The 17,898-nt window shown below is 73.4% G+C and carries 16 protein-coding genes and 2 pseudogenes; 11 read left to right on the top strand and 7 right to left on the bottom strand.

Going from position 1 to position 17,898, the window contains the following annotated elements:
• Nucleotides 1-5: 5 nt before the first annotated feature.
• Nucleotides 6-1,346 carry an alpha/beta hydrolase gene (locus G3I77_RS19870; protein ID WP_374385812.1) on the bottom strand — a complete coding sequence of 447 codons (1,341 nt, stop codon included), beginning with the start codon at nucleotides 1,344-1,346 and terminating at the stop codon, nucleotides 6-8.
• On the opposite strand from G3I77_RS19870, the pseudogene G3I77_RS19865 reads away from it, so the two are divergent.
• The 7 genes and pseudogenes from G3I77_RS19865 to G3I77_RS19835 all read left to right on the top strand — a co-directional run.
• Nucleotides 1,228-1,764, top strand: a pseudogene (locus tag G3I77_RS19865) (peptide ABC transporter substrate-binding protein); the annotation flags it as partial. The gene G3I77_RS19870 and the pseudogene G3I77_RS19865 sit on opposite strands and share 119 nt — an antisense overlap.
• On the top strand, nucleotides 1,761-2,720 hold the full coding sequence (locus G3I77_RS19860; protein WP_248505563.1) for an ABC transporter permease: 960 nt from the start codon (nucleotides 1,761-1,763) through the stop codon (nucleotides 2,718-2,720). The pseudogene G3I77_RS19865 and the gene G3I77_RS19860, both read left to right, overlap by 4 nt.
• Complete coding sequence (locus G3I77_RS19855; RefSeq protein WP_248505561.1) at nucleotides 2,717-3,523, top strand: ABC transporter permease subunit; 807 nt, start codon at nucleotides 2,717-2,719, stop codon at nucleotides 3,521-3,523. Before G3I77_RS19860 ends, G3I77_RS19855 begins: the two co-directional genes overlap by 4 nt.
• Nucleotides 3,520-5,082: an ABC transporter ATP-binding protein gene (locus G3I77_RS19850; protein ID WP_248505559.1), complete on the top strand. Its 1,563-nt coding sequence runs from the start codon at nucleotides 3,520-3,522 to the stop codon at nucleotides 5,080-5,082. The genes G3I77_RS19855 and G3I77_RS19850 overlap by 4 nt, the downstream gene beginning before the upstream one ends.
• A 141-nt stretch (nucleotides 5,083-5,223) precedes the next feature.
• On the top strand, nucleotides 5,224-6,345 hold the full coding sequence (locus tag G3I77_RS19845; RefSeq protein ID WP_248505557.1) for an acyltransferase family protein: 1,122 nt from the start codon (nucleotides 5,224-5,226) through the stop codon (nucleotides 6,343-6,345).
• Nucleotides 6,346-6,400: 55 nt separating this feature from the next.
• Nucleotides 6,401-6,631 carry a DUF2945 domain-containing protein gene (locus tag G3I77_RS19840; protein WP_248505555.1) on the top strand — a complete coding sequence of 77 codons (231 nt, stop codon included), beginning with the start codon at nucleotides 6,401-6,403 and terminating at the stop codon, nucleotides 6,629-6,631.
• Between the two features lie 51 nt (nucleotides 6,632-6,682).
• Nucleotides 6,683-6,903 (top strand): annotated as a pseudogene (locus tag G3I77_RS19835) (DUF3140 domain-containing protein).
• A gap of 52 nt (nucleotides 6,904-6,955) precedes the next feature.
• Here the strand turns inward: G3I77_RS19835 and G3I77_RS19830 are convergent.
• The 5 genes from G3I77_RS19830 to G3I77_RS19810 all read right to left on the bottom strand — a co-directional run bounded on the left by G3I77_RS19830 (nucleotide 6,956) and on the right by G3I77_RS19810 (nucleotide 14,693).
• Complete coding sequence (locus G3I77_RS19830) at nucleotides 6,956-7,126, bottom strand: hypothetical protein (protein WP_160166149.1); 171 nt, start codon at nucleotides 7,124-7,126, stop codon at nucleotides 6,956-6,958.
• Nucleotides 7,127-7,337: 211 nt separating this feature from the next.
• Nucleotides 7,338-7,568 (bottom strand): hypothetical protein, encoded by a 231-nt coding sequence (locus G3I77_RS19825; RefSeq protein ID WP_248505554.1) that lies wholly within the window; start codon nucleotides 7,566-7,568, stop codon nucleotides 7,338-7,340.
• 390 nt (nucleotides 7,569-7,958) lie between these two features.
• Nucleotides 7,959-8,981: a hemolysin family protein gene (locus G3I77_RS19820; RefSeq protein ID WP_248505553.1), complete on the bottom strand. Its 1,023-nt coding sequence runs from the start codon at nucleotides 8,979-8,981 to the stop codon at nucleotides 7,959-7,961.
• On the bottom strand, nucleotides 8,978-10,321 hold the full coding sequence (locus G3I77_RS19815; RefSeq protein ID WP_248505552.1) for a hemolysin family protein: 1,344 nt from the start codon (nucleotides 10,319-10,321) through the stop codon (nucleotides 8,978-8,980). The genes G3I77_RS19820 and G3I77_RS19815 overlap by 4 nt, the downstream gene beginning before the upstream one ends.
• 343 nt (nucleotides 10,322-10,664) lie before the next feature.
• Nucleotides 10,665-14,693, bottom strand: coding sequence for a bifunctional nitrate reductase/sulfite reductase flavoprotein subunit alpha (locus tag G3I77_RS19810; RefSeq protein ID WP_248505551.1), 4,029 nt, complete (start codon nucleotides 14,691-14,693; stop codon nucleotides 10,665-10,667).
• A gap of 194 nt (nucleotides 14,694-14,887) precedes the next feature.
• Here G3I77_RS19810 and G3I77_RS19805 point away from each other — a divergent pair, with 194 nt between their 5' ends.
• The 4 genes from G3I77_RS19805 (at nucleotide 14,888) to G3I77_RS19790 (ending at nucleotide 17,475) form a co-directional block, all read left to right on the top strand.
• The gene (locus G3I77_RS19805; RefSeq protein ID WP_248505550.1) at nucleotides 14,888-15,283 is read left to right on the top strand and encodes a cell division protein SepF; all 396 of its coding nucleotides are present in this window, start codon (nucleotides 14,888-14,890) and stop codon (nucleotides 15,281-15,283) included.
• Between the two features lie 72 nt (nucleotides 15,284-15,355).
• Entirely contained in the window at nucleotides 15,356-16,489 is a 1,134-nt protein-coding gene (locus tag G3I77_RS19800) for an AAA family ATPase (RefSeq protein WP_248505549.1), read from the top strand.
• Nucleotides 16,482-16,805 carry a nucleotide pyrophosphohydrolase gene (locus G3I77_RS19795; RefSeq protein WP_248505548.1) on the top strand — a complete coding sequence of 108 codons (324 nt, stop codon included), beginning with the start codon at nucleotides 16,482-16,484 and terminating at the stop codon, nucleotides 16,803-16,805. The genes G3I77_RS19800 and G3I77_RS19795 overlap by 8 nt, the downstream gene beginning before the upstream one ends.
• 199 nt (nucleotides 16,806-17,004) lie before the next feature.
• Nucleotides 17,005-17,475, top strand: a complete 471-nt coding sequence (locus tag G3I77_RS19790; RefSeq protein ID WP_248505547.1) for a DUF6099 family protein — start codon at nucleotides 17,005-17,007, stop codon at nucleotides 17,473-17,475.
• Nucleotides 17,476-17,570: 95 nt separating this feature from the next.
• Here G3I77_RS19790 and G3I77_RS19785 read toward each other — a convergent pair whose 3' ends face one another.
• Entirely contained in the window at nucleotides 17,571-17,744 is a 174-nt protein-coding gene (locus G3I77_RS19785) for a hypothetical protein (RefSeq protein ID WP_248505546.1), read from the bottom strand.
• Between the last annotated feature and the right edge of the window lie 154 nt (nucleotides 17,745-17,898).

Here is a 17,898-nt window from a genome sequence, read left to right as displayed (position 1 = left end):
CGGCGTCACTCCGGCGCCGGCAGGCCGGGGCCCGCGCACCGCACGTTCGCGGCGGGCACCGTGCCGTTCAGCAGGTAGGCCGCCACGGTGTCGTCCACGCACGCGTCGCCACGGCTGGCGAACACACCGTGGGAGTAGTCGTCGTCGAGGGTGACCAGGCGTGAGCCGGGAAGCAGCCGCAGCAACGAGCGGGCGCCCTCGATCGGCGTCACGGGGTCGTGCGCCGAGGCGACGAGGAGGACCGGCGGCGCCGCCGGGCTGCCGAGCGGGGTGCGCCGGCCGGGGCGGTGGTGCCAGTAGGCGCAGGTGCTCGCCTCCATGCCCGTCAGCACCGGCTGCGGGTCGAGGCGCCGGGTGCGGCGCAGGTCCGTGACGATGTCGCGGGGGCCGGGGCCCGGCCCGTCGGCGCACTTGACCGTGCGGTTCGCCGCCTCGTAGGTGCGCGAGTCGGGGCTGTCGAACGCGGTGGCCGGGCGCAGCCCGGCGGGATCCCCGTCGGTCAGGTAGCCGCGCAGGCCGTTCGCCAGGCCGCTCCAGCGTTCGGTGCGGCCCAGCGCGCGGTACACCGCCCGGTCGAACTCCGCCGGACCGAAGCCCGCCACCGGCCGCGCGGCGAGCCCCCGGCGCACCCGCAGATACGCCTCGCGCACCTCGTCCCGCGTCCTGCCCAGACCGAAGTGCCCGGCGGCCCAGGCGAAGAACGTGTCGCGCTGACGCAGCAGGGCCCGGCTCTGGAGCACGTCGAAGTCGTACCAGTCCCAGGGGCCGACGACGCTGTCGAGGACCATCCGGCCGACGCGGTGCGGGAACCGGGCGGTGTAGGCCGCGCCGAGGTAGCTGCCGTAGGAGACGCCCAGGAAGTTCGTCCGCGGTGCGCCGAGGGCCGCGCGTATCGCGTCCATGTCGGACGCCGTCTGCTCGGTGGACAGGTACGGCAGCAGGCGGCCCGCGTGCGCGGCGCAGTCGTCGGCCATGGCCCGCAGGGACCTCAGATACGCCCGCTCCGCCGACGTCCCCTCGGGCACGGGGTCGTTGCCCGGGCTGTCGAAGAGGCCACCCATCGGGCCGCAGGTGACGGGGGTGCTCTGTCCGACGCCGCGCGGGTCGAAGCCGATCACGTCGTACGCGCGGCGCACGCTCTCGGGGAGTCTGGCCCGCTTGGTGACCGCGTAGGGGAGTCCGGAGCCGCCCGGGCCGCCCGGGTTGACCAGCAGGATGCCGCGCCGCTCGGCGGAACAGGACCTCGACCGCGCCCGTGCCCTGCTCAAGCAGGCCGGTGCCGAGAAGCTGAAGGTCACCCTGGACACCTCGGCCGTCGCCGCCGGGTTCACCGAGGCCGCGAGCATCTTCCGCGACCAGGCCGCCAAGGCCGGTGTCACGATCGACGTGAAGATGGGCAGCAAGGACTCCTACTGGAGCGACATCCTCGACGGCGGCACCCTGTGCTGCTACCGCTCCGGCGCCATGCCCATCGAGGCGCACCTCTCCCAGCGGCTGCTCACCGACTCCACCACGAACGCCACCCAGTGGCGGTACAAGGACTTCGACGCCCTCTACCAGCAGGCCCAGTCGACCCGCGACAAGACCGGGCGTGCGGCCGTCTACGAGCGGATGCAGCGCCGCCTGTACACCGAGGGCGGCTTCCTGATCTGGGGCTTCGCCGACTGGATCCTCGGAACGGCCCGCAAGGTCAGGGGAGTCGAGACCAAGGCCCCCGCCAACACCCTCGACTGGGCGCGCTTCGACAAGGTATGGCTCGCGTGAAGCAGAGCGGACTGCGCTCCTTCGTCGCCCGGCGGCTGCTTCTCGGTGCCGTGCAGACCGTGGCCGTCGTGCTGCTGGTCTTCGCGCTCACCGAGGCGCTGCCGGGCGACGCCGCGGTGGCCCTCGCCGGCGACCAGCCCGACCCGGCGCGCATCGCGGCGATCCGCGAGGCCATGGACCTGGACCGGCCCGCCCACGAACGCCTCGCGGGCTGGGCGGCGGGCCTGGCGCACGGCGACTTCGGCACCTCCCTGACCTCCGGCCGACCGGTGGCCCGGTACATCGCCGACGGTTTCGGCCCGAGCCTGCTGCTGGCCGCGCTCACCCTGGCCCTGCTCGTCCCGCTCGGCTTCGGGCTCGGCGTGCTCGCCGCCCGCCACGAGGGACGGCTGATCGACCGGCTGGTCAGCTCCGTCACGCTCGCCGTGTACGCCGTACCGGAGTTCGCCCTCGGCGTGTTGCTGGTGACGTTGTTCGCGCTGAAACTGGCCTGGCTGCCGCCGACCGCGGTGGGCTACGGCACCGACCTCCTCGGCCACCCGGCCGTGCTCGTCCTGCCCGTGCTGGTCCTGCTCTCCCGCCCGGTCTGCTCCCTCTCCCGCCTGGTCCGCGCCGGCATGGCCGACGCCCTCGCCTCGCCCTACGCCGCCCACGCCCGCCGCTACGGCGTCCCCGGCGCCCGCGTCCGCTACACCCACGCGCTGCCGAACGCCCTCGCCCCGGCCGCCCAGCAACTCGCCCGTACCGTCGACTGGTTGCTGTGCGGGGTCATCGTCGTGGAGGCGCTGTTCGTGATCCCCGGCCTCGGAACGGTCCTCCTCAACGCCGTCGCCGAGCGGGACGTGCCGGTGGTGCAGGGGCTGGCGGTGGTGTTCGGCGTGCTGACGGTCGTCCTGAACCTGGGCGCGGACATCGTGGCGTACCGGCTGACGCCCCGGGCGGGGGTGGCGGCGTGAGGGCCCCGCGCCGGTTCCTCCTCGGCCTCACGGTCGTCGCGGTCCCGCTGCTCCTCGCCCTCCTGGGGCCCCTGTTCGCCGGTGAACCCGGTCCCCGCGCCCCCTCCTTCACCCTCGGCGACGGCCGCTGGCTGGGCACCGACTTCGTGGGCCGGGACGTCGGGCGGCAGGTGCTGCACGGCGGCCGCACGGTCGTCCTGACCGCGCTCGCCGCGACCGCCCTCGCCTACCTGGTCGCGCTGCCGGTCGGACTCGTCGCCGCGGTCACCCACGCGCGGCGGCTGGAGGAGCTGCTGATGCGGCCCCTGGACGTGCTGCTCGCCGTGCCGTCGCTGCTGCTCATCCTGCTGGTGGCGTCCGTGTTCTCGCCGGGCGCCACGGGGCTCGCGCTGCTCGTCGCGCTGGTGAACGTGCCCGACGCCGCCCGGATCGTCCGTGCCGCGGCGGCCGAGGCGGCTGCCCGGCCCGCGGTGGAGGCGCTGCGCGTGCAGGGCGAGTCGTGGTGGCGCGTCGCCGTCGGCTACGTGGGCCGCTCGGCGCTGCGCACCCTGGCCGCCGACGCCGGGGTCCGGCTGACCGGGGTGCTGTACCTGGTGTCGACGGCCGCGTTCCTCGGCGTGGGCGTCGCGCCGGACGCCGCCGACTGGGCGGTCATGGTCGACCGCAACCGCACCGGCCTCTTCGTCCAGCCCTGGGCCGTGGTCGTGCCGACCCTGCTGATCGTCGCCCTCACGACGGGCACCAACCTGCTCTTCGACGCCGCGCTGGAGAAGAGCCCCAGAAGGAAGGGACGGCGGCCGTGAACGAGACGGACCTGCCCCCGGCGCCGGAGCCCGTCGCCGAGATCCGCGAACTGTGCGTCGAGATCGACGGCCGCGCGATCGTCGACGGAGTCCACCTGCGCGTGCTCCCCGGCCGGGTGACCGCCCTGGTCGGCGCCTCCGGCAGCGGCAAGACCACCACTGGACTCGCGCTGCTGGGGGAGTACCCGGCCGGTGCCGCGGTCACGGGAGAGGTGCGCCGGCCCGCGGACGGACCGGTCGGGTACGTGCCGCAGCACCCCGCCGCCGTCCTCAACCCGGCCCGCCGCGTCAGCGCCCTGCTCGACGACATCGCCCGTCCGCAGGTCCGTCACCTGCCCCGCCCCGAACGCCGCGAGGCGGCACGCGAACCGGTCCTGCGCGCCCTGGCCGACGCCCAGCTCCCGGACGCGGAAACCCTGCTGCGCCGCTACCCGCACCAGCTCTCCGGCGGCCAGCAGCAACGCGTCGTCCTCGCCCAGGCCCTCCTCCTCGGCGCCCGGGTCATCGTCGCCGACGAGCCCACCACCGGCCAGGACGCGCTCACCAAGGCCGGCATCGTGCGCCGACTGGCGGCGGTCGCGGCCCGTGGCATCGCGGTCGTCCTGCTCAGCCACGACCTCGACGTCGTCCGCGCCCTCGCCGACGAGGTGCTCGTCCTGCGCGCGGGACGCGTCGTGGAGTCCGGCCCCGTGCAGCGGCTGTGGTCGGCACCCCGCCACGAGTGGACCCGCCGGCTGCTCGACGCGCAGCGGGCGGCACCCCCGGACGGGGCGTGCGGCGACGCCGTGCAACCGACGCTCACCGTGCGGGACTTGACCGCCGTGCACGACCGCAGGACCACCGTCCTGCGCGTCCCGCACCTCGCGCTCCGCCCCGGCGAGTGCCTGGCCGTGGTCGGCCGCTCCGGCAGCGGCAAGACCACGCTCGCCCGCTGCCTCGCCGGCCTCCACCGCGACCACGACGGCGACATCCTGCTCGACGGCACCCCGCTCCCGCGCAGCCTGCGCCACCGCGGCCCGGCCCAACTCGCCGGCGTGCAGTACGTCTTCCAGGACGCCCGGGCCGCCTTCGACGAGCACCGGCCCGTCCTGCACCAGGTGGCCCGTACGGCGGTACGGCTGCGGGGCGCCGGCGAACGGGCGGCGACGGAGGAGGCGTCGGCCACCCTGGGCCGCCTCGGCCTTACCGCGGAACAGGCCCGGCGCCGCCCCGGCGAGCTCTCCGGCGGCGAACTCCAGCGCGCCGCCCTCGCCCGCGCCCTCCTCGCCCGCCCCCGGGTCCTGGTCTGCGACGAGATCACCTCCGGCCTCGACACCGTCACCCGCCGCGGCATCCTCGACCTGCTCGCCGCCCTGGTCCGCGACCGCGACGACCTCGCCCTCGTCCTCATCACGCACGACCTGGACACGGCGGCACTCGCCCACCGCATCGCCGTGCTGGACGCGGGCGAAATCGTCGAACAGGGCCCGGCCCGGCGGGTCCTGACCGCGCCGCGGCATCCCTTCACCCTCGCCCTCCTGGAGACGATCGCCCGCCTCGATCCGTATACCCGGGCATGAGCCGATGCGGATTACACCTGTTGCGAGTTGAACGAGGGCGGTGCCCTGTGCTTAAGGTGCGGGCGATGTTCTGCGCAGCCACCCCGCCCTTAGCCCCGGCAAGACGAGGTACCGCCACCCCGAGCCGCTTCGGGAGGTCCCATGAGTGACACGGTGACCACGGTCCGCCCGGGTGCCGGAGCGGCCCGGGTCACGCGGACGAAAGAGCAGGACGAGGCGCCCCGCCCGGACGGCCGGCGGGACGCGTTCTTCGACAACGCCAAGTACCTCGCGATCGTGCTGGTGGCCGTGGGGCACGCCTGGGAGCCACTGCGCCAGGGCAGCAGGGCCGTCACCGCCCTCTACATGCTCGTCTACGCCTTCCACATGCCGGCGTTCATCATCGTCTCCGGCTACTTCTCGCGCACCTTCGACGGCAGCCCGGCCCGCCTCAAGCGCCTGGTCACCGGCGTCGTCGTCCCCTACGTGGTGTTCGAGACGGCGTACACCCTGTTCACCCGCTGGACCAGCCAGGACCCCGACCGCCCGGTCAGCCTGCTGGACCCCCTGTACCTCACCTGGTTCCTGGCGGCCCTGTTCGTCTGGCGGCTGACCACGCCGGTCTGGCGGCTGGTGCGGTGGCCGCTCCCGCTCGCCCTGGTCATCGCGATGCTGGCGACGACCGCACCGTCCATCGGCCACGACCTCGATCTGCAGCGCACCCTGCAGTTCCTGCCGTACTTCGTGTTCGGTCTGCTGCTGCGGCCGGAGCACTTTCGGCTGGTGCGGCGGCGCGAGGTGCGGATCCTCGCCGTGCCGGTGGCCGTCTGCGCCCTGGGGGTGGCGTACTGGGCGGTTCCGCGGATGGACTACGCCTGGTTCTTCCACGCCGGCAGCGCCCGGGACCTGGGCGTCCCCCTGTGGTACGGGCCCCTGATGACCCTGGCCGTCTTCGGCTGCTCCCTCGTCCTGGTCGGCTGCTTCCTCGCCTGGGTGCCCGGGCGCCGGACCTGGTTCACCGTGCTCGGCGCCGGCACCCTGTCCGGCTATCTGCTGCACGGCTTCGTCGCGCAGGGTGCCAAGTACGGGGGCTGGTACGAGCCGGCCTGGGTCCGCGGGCCCGCCGGGGTGATCGCCGCCACCCTGGTCGCGGCCGTGGTCGTCACCGCGCTGTGCACGCCGTCCGTGCGGCGGGTCTTCCGCTGCGTGACGGAGCCCGGGATGACGTGGGCCTTCCGCGACACGGCCGGCACCCGGGCGCGTGCCCGTCGAGCTGCGCCGTGACCGCCCCGTCCGCACGCTGGAGAGACAGCAGACTTCTCCGCGAGGGAGCACCGGCATGGCGAAGCGCCGCAGCGAGGGCGGGAAACCGAAGAAGGGCGACAAGGTCACCTGGAGCAGTCACGGCAGGCGCACCGAGGGCGAGGTGGAGAGGGAGATCACCGAGCGGACCGAGGCATCCGGCCGCACCGTCGACGCCTCGCCGGACGACCCGCAGTACGAAGTGCGCAGCGACAAGTCCGGAAGGACCGCGGTGCACAAACCGTCCGCGCTCAAGAAGAAGAAGTGAGGCGGCGTGGACGGCGAGGAGACCTGGAACGACTTCCGTGAGCTGGTGAACATGACACCGGCCCACCTGGAGAAGTGGCCGGCGTCCGACGACGCGCGGCACGCCGGGCAGCACCAGGACGGGGGCGAGTCCACCGGGCACGCCTGCGGCCGGCGGATCGTGACGATCCTGCGGTCCGCCGTCACCTGGCCCAGCGGCCCTCCGGGGACGTACGGGGCACGCGGTGGCGGCACTCCCTGATGAACCGGGGCCACGACCCGCTCGGCGGGTGACGGCCCGGCCGGGGAGCGTCCGGCTCCGGGGGAGGCCCGACGGCCCCCGGGCTCAGTGCGCGCCGGTCTCGTGCGGGGCCGGGGCGACGCCGTTCAGCGCCTGGCTCATCTGGTGCTGGGTCTCTTCGGCCACCACACGGGCCTCCTCGACGACGTCCCCCATCTCGCGTATGAGGCTCTCGTAGATCGGCAGTTCTTCGGTCCGGGTCGAGTCGGTTTTCACAGCAGTGTTCCTATCGCTTTGCAGCCGGGATCTGAGGGGTCCGAGTAAGTCTGCGCCACGCCCTCTCACCGCGTTACTCACCCCCGGAGTGTCCAGATTTCCGTCACGTACTTCGCAAATTCCTCACGTTCGCGACCCACGGCCGCCTCCGCTGCCCGCACACGAAAGGGCCCCGGGAATCGCTTCCCGGGGCCCTTCGGTGCGGAGGTCGTCAGAGCGACGTCGTGTGGATGCCCGCGTGCCCGCCCGCGGCCGCGCCCTCCGGCGAGAGGGTCGCCTGCAGGGCGGCGCAGGCCTCGCCGGTCAGGGGCCCGACCAGGCCGGCGGAGAGGCCGCCCACGAGGCCCGCGGACGCATCGACGCCGCCCGCGTTGCCGCCGGCGACGGTGTCCAGGTCGGCGTCGGAGAGCTCGGCGGTGTCGACCCGAGAGGTGAGGTTCATGGGGGTGTTTCCCTTCGCGTGAATGTCTCGCAGTGGCGGTGAGCGCGGGTGAGCGCCGGAATCCGGGGACCGGGATTCCGCCCCGGCCGCTCCCGCCGTGCGCAGGATCAAAGCACTCCCGGGAGGGCAGGACCAACCGCCCGCCGGCGATGTGCGGCCCCTTGTCGGCAGCCGTCTTCACCGCTGTGACCGCGGGGTCACCGGATGCGCCCGTTCCTTCACACAGCCCGTCGCCCGGCCGGGCGCGGGAGTGTTGCGCCCCGATTCCCGAAACGGGCACTTCGCCACCAAGTTCCCATGCCGCTGCCGGGGTTCGGCGGCGGGCCGGGCGCCGCGCCGCCTCCCGGCGCGCGGTGTGCAGATGTGCTGGATGTTCGGGCCCCGTCCCCGTCAGGCCGCCGCGGCCGGCTGCATCAGACGGGCCAGCAGGTCGTCCAGGGTGACCAGGCCGGTGAGCCGGCCGGAGCCGTCGCGGACCACGGCCAGGGACGACCTGCGGCGGCGCAGCACCTCGATCGCGTCGGCGACCGTGGCGGTCTCCGCCAGCTCGGGCACCGGCCGGGCGAGGTCCCGCGCGGTCGTGTCCCGCCCCCGGGCCCGGGCCACCAGGGCGTCCCGGGCGTGCACCGACCCGAGGACGGTGCCGTTCTCCCGGACCAGCAGCCGGGTGCGGTCGTGGTCGGCGGCGAAGCGCAGCAGCGCGTCGAGGTCCGCGCCGCCCTCGACCCAGGTGATCTCGGCGGCCGGGATCCGCAGCGCGGCGACCGGTGTCTCCGGCTCGGTCAGCGAGCGGGTCAGCAGCTCCGAGTCGGTCGCGCTGATCAGGCCCAGCCGCTCCGACTCCTCCACCAGATGCGTCAGCTGCTCCCGGTTGTGCACCGAGGCCAGCTCGTCGCGCGGGGCCACCCGGCACAGCCGCACCAGGGCGTTGCTCACGAAGTTGAGCAGCCGGATCAGCGGACGCACGGCCCGCACCACGGCCCGGAAGGGCGGCGACAGCAGCATCGCCGAACGCTCGGGGTGGGCGATCGCCCAGGACTTGGGCGCCATCTCGCCGACCACCATGTGCAGGAACACCACCACGACCATCGCCACGGCGAAGGCGACGCCGTAGCTCACGGCGCTGGGCAGGCCCAGCGTGTGCAGCAGCGGGTCGAGTTCGTGCGAGATCGCCGGCTTGGACACCGAGCCCAGGCCCAGCGTGCACACGGTGATGCCCAGCTGGGCACCGGCCAGCATCAGCGACAGCTCGCGCATTCCGGCCAGGGCCGCCCCGGCGCCGCGCCGCCCCTCGGCCGCCGCCTTCTCCAAGCGGTGCCGTTTGGCCGCGACGAGAGCGAACTCGGCCGCCACGAAGAAGCCGCTGCCGATCAGCAGCAGCACGGTCACGAAGACCGCCATCGGGAAACTCACGCCATCTCCTCGGCTTCCACGGCCTCCACGAGCGGGCCGATCCGGACCCGGTCGGCCACGTGCCGGTCCAGCGTGCGGACGTCGATCACGGCGCGGCCGCCGCCCGGCAGCTCGACCGTGACCCGGTCACCGACCGTCGGGAAGCGGCCGAGCCGGTCCACGACCAGGCCGGCCACGGTGTCGTAGTCGTCGTCCTCCGGCAGCCGGACACCGGTCGCCTCGGCCACCTCGTCCACCCGGCGGCCCGCGTCCACCAGCCAGCCGTCGCCGTCGGCGACGGCGAGCACGGTGACCTCGTCGGACTCGTCGGCGATGTCGCCGACCAGTTCCTCGGCGATGTCCTCGTAGGTGACGATGCCCGCCACGCCGCCGTGCTCGTCGAGGACGACCGCGAACTCGTCGTCCTGCTCCCGCATCCGCGTCACCGCGTCGGGCAGCGCGAGCGTGTCCGGCAGCAGCAGCGGTCGCCGCGCCACCTCACCGGCCCGCGCACCGGTCAGGCGGGCTTCGGGCAGCGTCATCAGCTCGCGCACGCCCAGCACGCCCACGATGTCGTCCGGGTGGTCGCCGAGCACCGGGTAGTTGGAGTGGCCGTGGCGGGCGATCAGGCCGACCGCCTCCTCGGCGAGGGCGTCCTTGCGGACGAACACGGCGTCGGCGCGCGGCACCATCACCTCGTCGAGGGCGCGCTCGGAGAACTCCAGCGCGTGGTCCAGCAGCGCGGCGGTGTCCTTGGGCAGTTCGCCCTGCTCGTGGGACTCGCCGATCAGATGGCCGAGTTCCTCCAGCGTGGCGCCGTGGTGCAGTTCCTCGACGGGCTCGATCCCGGCCTTGCGCAGCAGCCGGTTGGCCGCGCTGTCGAAGATCCGGACGAGTGGGCCGACGACCTTCAGGTACGCCAGCGTGGACGGGGCCAGCGCCTTCGCCAGCCGCTCGGGCACGGCGATCGCGAGGTTCTTCGGGGCGAGTTCGCCCAGCACCATCTGCACGACCGTGGCCAGCACGAAGGCCAGTACGACGGCGATGCCGCTGACGGCCGCGCCGGGCAGGCCGAGCCCCGACAGGGCGGGCCTGAGCAGCGCGGACACCGACGGCTCGGCGATGAAGCCGACCACCAGCCCGGTGACGGTGATGCCCAGCTGCGCGCCGGACAGCATGAACGACAACCGCTCCAGCACCGTGAGGGCGCGGGCGGCCTTGCGGTCCCCGGCCTCGGCCTCACGCGCGAGGGTGAGCCGGTCGGCGGAGACGTAGGCGAACTCCTGGGCGACGAAGTAGCCGGTGCCGGCGGTCAGCACGAACACGGCGAGCAGGCCCAGCAGAGCCTCGGCGGCACTCATCCGACACCACCCCGCCGTGTGCCGCGATCACTGGTGCCGTGGCGGGATGGTCGGGGACTGTGCCCCGGAGGGTCCGTCGGTCTGGCGGACAAGAACGTGCTCCTTACGGTGTGGCGTGTCTCCGGTACAACGCTCGTCGTCGCGCCGGTGTTCCCGGATTCTACGACCGTGTAGATGCCACCGCCCGGCTCACCCCGCGCGGGAGTCCTCCGTGAGATCCGGCACCAGCGTGGATTCCGCCGGGTACACGCCGAAGGACGCCGACCGCCGCCGGTGAGCGGGCCCCGGAGGGGCGTGAAGATTCCGGCGTGATCCGGGTACGGGGCCCCGCGGGCCCGCCGGGTCAGTACACGTCCCGCACGTACCGCTTGTCCGCCGCGAGCTGCTTCACATACGCGGCGGCCTCGGCCTCGCCCAGTCCGCCGTGCGCCATCGCGATGTCCCTCAGTGCCCGGTCCACGTCCTTCGCCATCCGGGAGGCGTCGCCGCAGACGTAGAAGCGGGCCCCGTCGCGCAGCCAGTGCCACAGCTCCGGCCCGTGCTCGCGCATCCGGTCCTGCACGTACACCTTGTTGCGCTGGTCCCGGGAGAAGGCGGTGTCCAGCCGCGTGAGGGTGCCCTCGTCGCGCAGTGCCGTCAGCTCGTCCTCGTAGTAGAAGTCCGTCGCCCGGTGCTGCTCGCCGAAGAACAGCCAGTTGGGGGCGCGGTGGCCGAGCGCCCGCCGTTCCTCGAGGAAGCCGACGAAAGGCGCCACGCCGGTACCCGGGCCGACCATGACCATCGGCGTCGAGGCGTCGGCCGGCGGCCGGAAGTGCGGCGAGCGCTGCACGAACACCGGTACCTCCGTGTCCGGATCGGCGTCCGCGAGGAACGGCGAGCAGACCCCGCCGCGCGCCCGGCCGTGCAGGTTCTCGTACCGCACCACGGACACCGTCAGCGACACCCGACGGGGATCGGCCAGCGGGCTGGACGATATGGAGTACAGCCGCGGCTGGAGCCTGCGCAGCACCCCCGCCCACTCCTTAGCGCTCGCCCGCACCGCGTACTCGGCGAGCACGTCCACGGCCTGCCGCCCCCAGCTCCACTGCGCCAGCCCGTCCTTGTTGTCCGGCCGCAGCAGCCTGCGCAACTCGTGCTTGTCCCGGGCGCGCTCGGCGACGAAGCGCAGCAGGTCGGGGGTGATCCGGGTGATGTCGAGATGCCGGTGCAGGGCCTCGCCGAACGGCACCTCACCGACACCGTCGACCGTCACGGCCGACCCGGCGTCCACCCCGGTCACCGCCAGCCACTCCGCCACGAGGGCGGGTGCGTTGACCGGCCGCACGCCGAGCGCGTCCCCGGCCTCGTACGCCAGGTCCGTCCCGCTCGTGTCGAAGGTGAACCGCCGGACCTCCTTGCCCGCACCGGCCCGGCTGAGCAGCCGGTTGCCGACGAGCCGGGCGGTGGTGACGGGCTTGGACCTCGTCCTGGGCTTCTCGGCCGGGACGGCCGACCTCTCCTCCATCGCGGAGAGCACCTGGTCGAGCCATTCCCCGGCGGACGGCTCGAAGTCCGGCTCGCAGTCCGTACGCGGGGCGAGCCGTACCCCGCCCAGCTCGTCGAGCCGCGCGTCCAGCCGTCGCCCGTGCCCGCAGAAGTCGTCGTACGAGGAGTCGCCGAAGGCCAGCACGGCGTACCGCACCCCGTCCAGCCGCGGGGCCCGCTCGCCACAGAGCGCGTCCCAGAAGCCGGAGCCGTTGTCGGGCGCGTCGCCGTCCCCGAAGGTGCTGGTGATGAACAGCAGGTCCGCGGTGCGGGCGAGTGCCGTGACATCGGCGTCGTCCATGCCGACGAGGGTCGTACGGTGCCCCGTCGAGGTCAGCCGCTCGGCGGCGGCGGTGGCGAACTCCTCCGCGTTCCCGGTCTGCGAGGCCCACAGCACGACGACCTCACGGCCGGGCCGGTCCTGCGCCGCGGCCGCCCCGGTCCGCGAGTACATGCCGGCCAGGACCCCGTTCACCCACAGCGCGTGCTCGGGGGAGAAGGGCGCGTCGGGCGGCAGCACCGGGACACCGCCGAGGGTGCCGGAGCCGAGCCCGGCGAGGAAGCCGGTGAGGTACCGGCGTTCCTGGGCGGAGAGCACCGGGGGAGGGGAGGGCTCGATGCCGAAGGGGTTCGCGGTGCCCGGGGTGACGGCGGTGGGGGTCAGCGCCTCGACCGGGTCCGCCGGCACCGGGGCCGCCACCTTCGCCAGCGACACCGCGCACACCTTGAACTCCGGCTGGAACGACAGCGGATCCACCGCGTCGCTCGTCACCGCGTTGATGCTCAGGTACTCGCCGAACAGGTCGTTCCAGTGGAACGGGGCGAAGCAGCACCCGGGCCGCACCCGGTCCGTCACCACCGAGGGCAGCACGGCCCGCCCGCGCCGCGAGGCCACCTCGACGAGGTCACCGTCGGCGACCCCGAGCGCCGAGGCGTCCACGGGGTGGAGTTCCACGAACGGCCCGGGATTCAGCTTGGTGAGCTTGGCGACCTTCCCGGTCTTGGTGAGCGTGTGCCACTGGTGCTGCACCCGCCCGGTGTTGAGCACGAACGGATAGTCGTCGTCCGGCATCTCGGCGGCCGGCAGATGCGGCCGGGCGAAGAAGGCGGCCCGCCCGGAAGCCGTCGCGAAGCGCAGCCCCTCCTCACCCACGTACCGGATCGGATTGCGCTCCGGCCCGTCCTCCCGCGCGGCCGGCCACTGCACGGGCGTGTGACGCAGCCGCTCGTAGGTGACCCCGCGCAGATCCCACCCGGTCTTCGGGTTCCGGAACCGCCGGATCTCCTCGAAGACCTGCTCGGCGCTGTCGTAGGAGAACCCCTTCTCGTACCCCATCGCGCACGCCACCGCCGCGATGATCCGCCAGTCGGCCATCGCCTCCCCGGGCGGGTCCGCGGCGGCCTGGGTCAGGGTGAGGTTGCGCTCGCTGTTGACGAAGACACCCTCCGCCTCGGTCCACATCGCGCCCGGCAGGACGACATCGGCGTACGCGTTCGTCTCGGTGTCCGTGAACACGTCCTGCGTGACGACGAACTCGGCGGCCTCAAGACCCTCGATGACCGTACGGCGATTGGCGACCGAGGCGACCGGGTTGGTGCAGATGATCCAGCAGGCCTTGATCTCCCCCTCGGCCATCTTCTGGAACATCTCGACGGTGCCCTGCCCGACCCCGTCGGCCCGCAGCGTCCCCGGCGGCAGCTCCCACACCTCCTCGGTGAACGCCCGCTCCTCGTCGACGAGCACCGACCGCTGTCCCGGCAGCCCCGGGCCCATGTAGCCCATCTCGCGCCCGCCCATGGCGTTGGGCTGACCGGTCAGGGAGAACGGCCCGGCGCCCGGACGGCAGATCGCCCCTGTCGCCAGATGCAGGTTGACCAGGGCGTTGGTGTTCCAGGTGCCGTGGGTGGACTGGTTGAGGCCCATGGTCCAGCAGCTCATCCACCGCCGGCCCGCCGCGCCGATCAGCCGGGCGGCCGTCCGCAGGTCGTCCTCGGCGATCCCGGTGATCTCCGCGACCGCGGCCGGGGCGTAGTCGGCGAGAAACCCGGGCAGGGCCTCCCAGCCCTCGGTGTGGGCGGCGACGAACTCCGGGTCGGTGTGCCCGTCCTCGTGCAGCAGATGCAGCAGACCGTTCAGCAACGCGAGGTCGGTACCCGGCCTGACCTGAAGGAACAGATCGGCCTTCGCGGCGGTCGCGGTCCGCCGCGGATCGACGACGATCAGCTTGGCGCCCGCCTTGACCCGCTCCATCATCCGCAGGAAGAGGATCGGATGGCAGTCGGCCATGTTCGACCCGATGACGAGAAAGGCATCCGCCTGATCGAAGTCCTCGTACGACCCGGGCGGCCCGTCCGCACCCAGCGACAGCTTGTAGCCGGTGCCCGCACTCGCCATGCACAGCCGCGAGTTCGACTCGATCCCGTTCGTCCCCACGAACCCCTTGGCCAGCTTGTTCGCCAGGTACTGCGCCTCCAGGCTCATCTGCCCCGAGACGTAGAAGGCGACCGCGTCCGGCCCGTGCTCGTCGACGATCGACCGCAGCCGCGCGGCGGTCTCCGCGATCGCGTCGGCCACGGGCGCCGGGACCGCCTCCTCGCCCCGGTCGCCGCGCACCAGCGCGCTGGTCAGCCGCCCGGGCGCGGCGAGCATGTCGGCCGTCGTCGCGCCCTTGGTGCACAGCCTCCCCGCGTTCGCGGGGTGCGCCTTGTCACCGGACGCCTTGAGGATCTTCCGCCGGCCGTCCGGACCCGCTCCGACGTCGAGCACGAGGCCGCAGCCCACACCGCAGTACGAGCAGACGGTGCGCACCTGCCGCGTCTCCTGCGGGGTCCCGGGGGTCGTGGTCATGCCGTCGACGGTACGAAACGCCCGTTACGCCACTGTCACACCGCTTGATCATCAGGGGTTACGCCCGTCACACAGCCGCCTTCCGGACGTTGTGAGGTGCATTGAGGTCGCGGAGCGTGTCGCTGTTGGGCCGAACGGGTGACTCTGCGCAAGAATTGCCCGATGCAGACAGCGAGCGCCAGCCAGGACGGAGCATGCCGGTGAACAGCCACGATGTCACCGACGAACAGTGGGAGGGGCTCGCCCAGGTCGTGCCGCTGCGGGGCCGGGACGCCTGGCCGTCCTCCGTCGGCCACCGCTCCATACCCGAGGCCGAGACGGAGACCCGCCGCCGTTTCGTCGTCCTGCGCGTGAACGTCTTCGCCGACGCCCGTGACGTCGCCGAGCGGCTGATGGCGGGCGTCCCCGTCCTCCTCGATCTCACCAGCGCGGAGACGGAGGTCGCCAAGCGGGTCCTCGACTTCAGCACGGGCGTCGTCTTCGGCCTGGCGAGCGGGATGCACCGGGTGGACCGCAACGTGTTCCTGCTGACGCCGGCCGGAACCGAGGTGACGGGGTTGATGGAAGGGGCGGGGCTTCCCGGGATGTGACCGTAGCTCGATCGTAGGAAGCCCCCGGAGACGGAACGGTTCGCCCTGCCGTCGGAGCCCTACCGTCCGGATATGACCCAGCCCGCCCTCCCCGACCGCCCGCGCATCACCGAACTGCGCCTGGCCGCCTTCACCACCCACCGCCGCGCCGCGTTCCCGCTCGGGCCCCTCACCCTCCTCGCCGGCCCCAGCGGCTGCGGCAAGACCAGCGCACTGCGGGCGTACGAGGCCCTCGCCCGGCTCGGGGGCGGCGCCGAGCTCGGCGAGGCGTTCCCCGACCCCGTCGCCTGCGTGCCGGAACGGGCCCGGCCCGACGCGCAGCGCCGCCGTGGTTTCCGCATCGGCTGTACGGCCGACGGCCCCGCCGGCCCGGTCCGCCTCGACGTGGCCGTGCAGGCCGAGCCCGAACTGCGCGTCGTGGGCGAGCGGTTGACGGCCGGCGGACTGGTCCTCCTGGAGACCGCCCTGCGCGACCCGGGCAAGCGTGCCGTGCAGGCCGCCTGGCACACGGCCGGGCCGACGCCGGTGACCCGCGGCCCGCTCCCGGACGACCGGCTCGGCACCGCCCTGCTGCCGCTGCGCGTGGCCGGCAAGACACCCGGGCAGCGCACGGTGCTGGCGGCCGCCGAGCAGATGGTCGTCGCCCTGCGCTCGGCCTTCGCCTGCGACCCCGAACCCGCCCGCATGCGCGGCTCGGTGGCGGCCGGCTCCGGTCGCCTGCTGGGCGGCTGCGGCAACCTCGCCGACGTGCTGTGGCGCACCCGCGCGGAGTGCGGGCGGCGGCACGCGCAGTTCGTCGCGGCGGTGCGGGCGGGGTGCGCGGGGTCGGTGACGGACGTGCTCGCCCGGCCGGCCGGCGTCGGAACGGTCACCGCGGCCGTGGACCGGGGTGACGGCTCCCACACGGATCTGGGGCGGCTCGGCCACGGTGAACTCCGCTACCTGGCCTTCGCGTTGGTGCTGCTCACCGGACCCGGTGTGCTGGAGGTCGACCCGGCCGGCGAGGTGCCCGCCGCCCTCCAGACGCTCACGGTCCTCGCCGACGGCTTCGACCGGGGCCTGGACCCACGGCAACGGCAGGAACTGCTGAGCCTCGCGGCCCGGATGTGCGAGCGGGGGCACATCCGGCTGGTCGGGGCGGTCAGCGACGGCTCCTGGGCCGCCGGGACGGAGGGGGCCACGGTGGTACACCTGGACCGTGACTGATCCCCTGGACGTGGCCGGACTGCAACGTCGCCTGGCCGATTTCGCGGCGGCGCGGAACTGGCAGCAGTACCACACCCCCAAGAACCTGACCGCCGCGCTCAGTGTCGAGGCATCCGAACTGGTCGAGATCTTCCAATGGCTGACGCCCGAGGAGTCGGCCCGTGTCATGGCCGACCCGGACACGGCCCACCGCGTCACCGACGAGGTCGCCGACGTGCTCGCGTATCTGCTCCAGCTGTGCGAGGTGCTCGGCATCGACCCGCTGGCGGCGCTGGACGCGAAGATCGGCCGGAACGAGAGGAGGTTCCCGATCTAGCGGCACCGTCCCATCGCTCGGAGCGACGAAGTCCGTTTGTACACTGCGTAATCAAATCGCGGCTCGAATCCGAATCGTTGTCCGCAATTTTCCACCTTCCTCTGGCTTTTCGTCTCACACCCCTTCACTCTGGGTAGTGAACAAGGGAGTGCGGGCAGGCGGACGCGCGCAAGCGCGTCGGACAAGACGGGGGCAGCGCATGGACGCGGTGCGGCTCATCGTGACGAGCAGGCGGTCCCTGGCGGCGGGCGGCGACGCGCGGGAGACCCTGGCCGAGGTGTGGCAGGCGCAGGCCCTCGCGCAAGCCATAGGCAGCCGCCTGGCGGTCGCCGGACCACCCGAACTGCGCGGCGAGGCACTGGGGTTGACGGAGCTGGCGGGCCGGGGCTGCGGCGTGCTCGACCCGCCGGAACTGGCCCCCGGTGAGCTGCGGGCGGGCCAGCTCACCGAGTTGGGCGACGCCCGCCACACCCTGATGTACCTCGGCGGCCTCCTCGGCGAGGTCGGCATCGCCCTCGTCGCCCTGGCCAGCGCCGCCGGCGACGAGGGCACGTACTGGCAGTGCATGGAGGCCATCGACGCGGCGGACGAGTCCCGCGACCGCGTCCTGGAAATGCTCCGCAGACTCGCGGACCGGGAACAGACGGTGCCGGAGCGGGAGGCGGGGTAGGGCGAGTCCTGGGGCCCGTCGTGTGGCTCACGCCGCAGACGCGGGGATGACAGGCCGCAGCCGATTCCCTGCGACCTGATCCGAGCGGCAGACCCTCAGCCCGCCTGCCCCTCCTCGACGACCCTGCGCCCGGAATCCCCCGACGCCTGAAGGTCCGCGTCCAACGCCGACAGATCCGCGTTCAACGCTGCCATCAGCTCCTCCATCTGCTGCAACAGCCCTTTCGGCTGCCCGGCCCCGCCCTGCTGTGGCACGGTCTCTTCGGACATGACGGCCTCCTCGGCCCCTGGCCCCCGGGGAGGCCGACGCGGGACGCCCCGGCGGTCCACCCCCCGGTGCGGAAGCCGGGGGCTCCGGCTCCGCCCGAGCCAACGATCACCACCGGGGCCGGTCACTGGCCCGGTCACCCGCGCCCCGCGGTAT

This window comes from Streptomyces sp. D2-8 (assembly GCF_023184515.1).
GTDB lineage: Bacteria > Actinomycetota > Actinomycetes > Streptomycetales > Streptomycetaceae > Streptomyces.
The sequence above is the reverse complement of the archived record's forward strand: the minus strand, read 5'-3'. Positions and strand labels throughout refer to the sequence as shown.

Excerpts from the sequence above, each read along its gene's own strand:
- G3I77_RS19845 (WP_248505557.1), top strand. The coding sequence starts at position 5,224 with ATGAGTGACACGGTGACCACGGTCCGCCCGGGTGCCGGAGCGGCCCGG.
- G3I77_RS19790 (WP_248505547.1), top strand. The coding sequence starts at position 17,005 with ATGGACGCGGTGCGGCTCATCGTGACGAGCAGGCGGTCCCTGGCGGCG.
- G3I77_RS19870 (WP_374385812.1), bottom strand. The coding sequence starts at position 1,346 with ATGCTCGCGGCCTCGGTGAACCCGGCGGCGACGGCCGAGGTGTCCAGG.
- G3I77_RS19815 (WP_248505552.1), bottom strand. The coding sequence starts at position 10,321 with ATGAGTGCCGCCGAGGCTCTGCTGGGCCTGCTCGCCGTGTTCGTGCTG.
- G3I77_RS19800 (WP_248505549.1), top strand. The coding sequence starts at position 15,356 with ATGACCCAGCCCGCCCTCCCCGACCGCCCGCGCATCACCGAACTGCGC.
- G3I77_RS19785 (WP_248505546.1), bottom strand. The coding sequence starts at position 17,744 with ATGTCCGAAGAGACCGTGCCACAGCAGGGCGGGGCCGGGCAGCCGAAA.
- G3I77_RS19810 (WP_248505551.1), bottom strand. The coding sequence starts at position 14,693 with ATGACCACGACCCCCGGGACCCCGCAGGAGACGCGGCAGGTGCGCACC.
- G3I77_RS19840 (WP_248505555.1), top strand. The coding sequence starts at position 6,401 with ATGGCGAAGCGCCGCAGCGAGGGCGGGAAACCGAAGAAGGGCGACAAG.
- G3I77_RS19805 (WP_248505550.1), top strand. The coding sequence starts at position 14,888 with ATGCCGGTGAACAGCCACGATGTCACCGACGAACAGTGGGAGGGGCTC.
- G3I77_RS19825 (WP_248505554.1), bottom strand. The coding sequence starts at position 7,568 with ATGAACCTCACCTCTCGGGTCGACACCGCCGAGCTCTCCGACGCCGAC.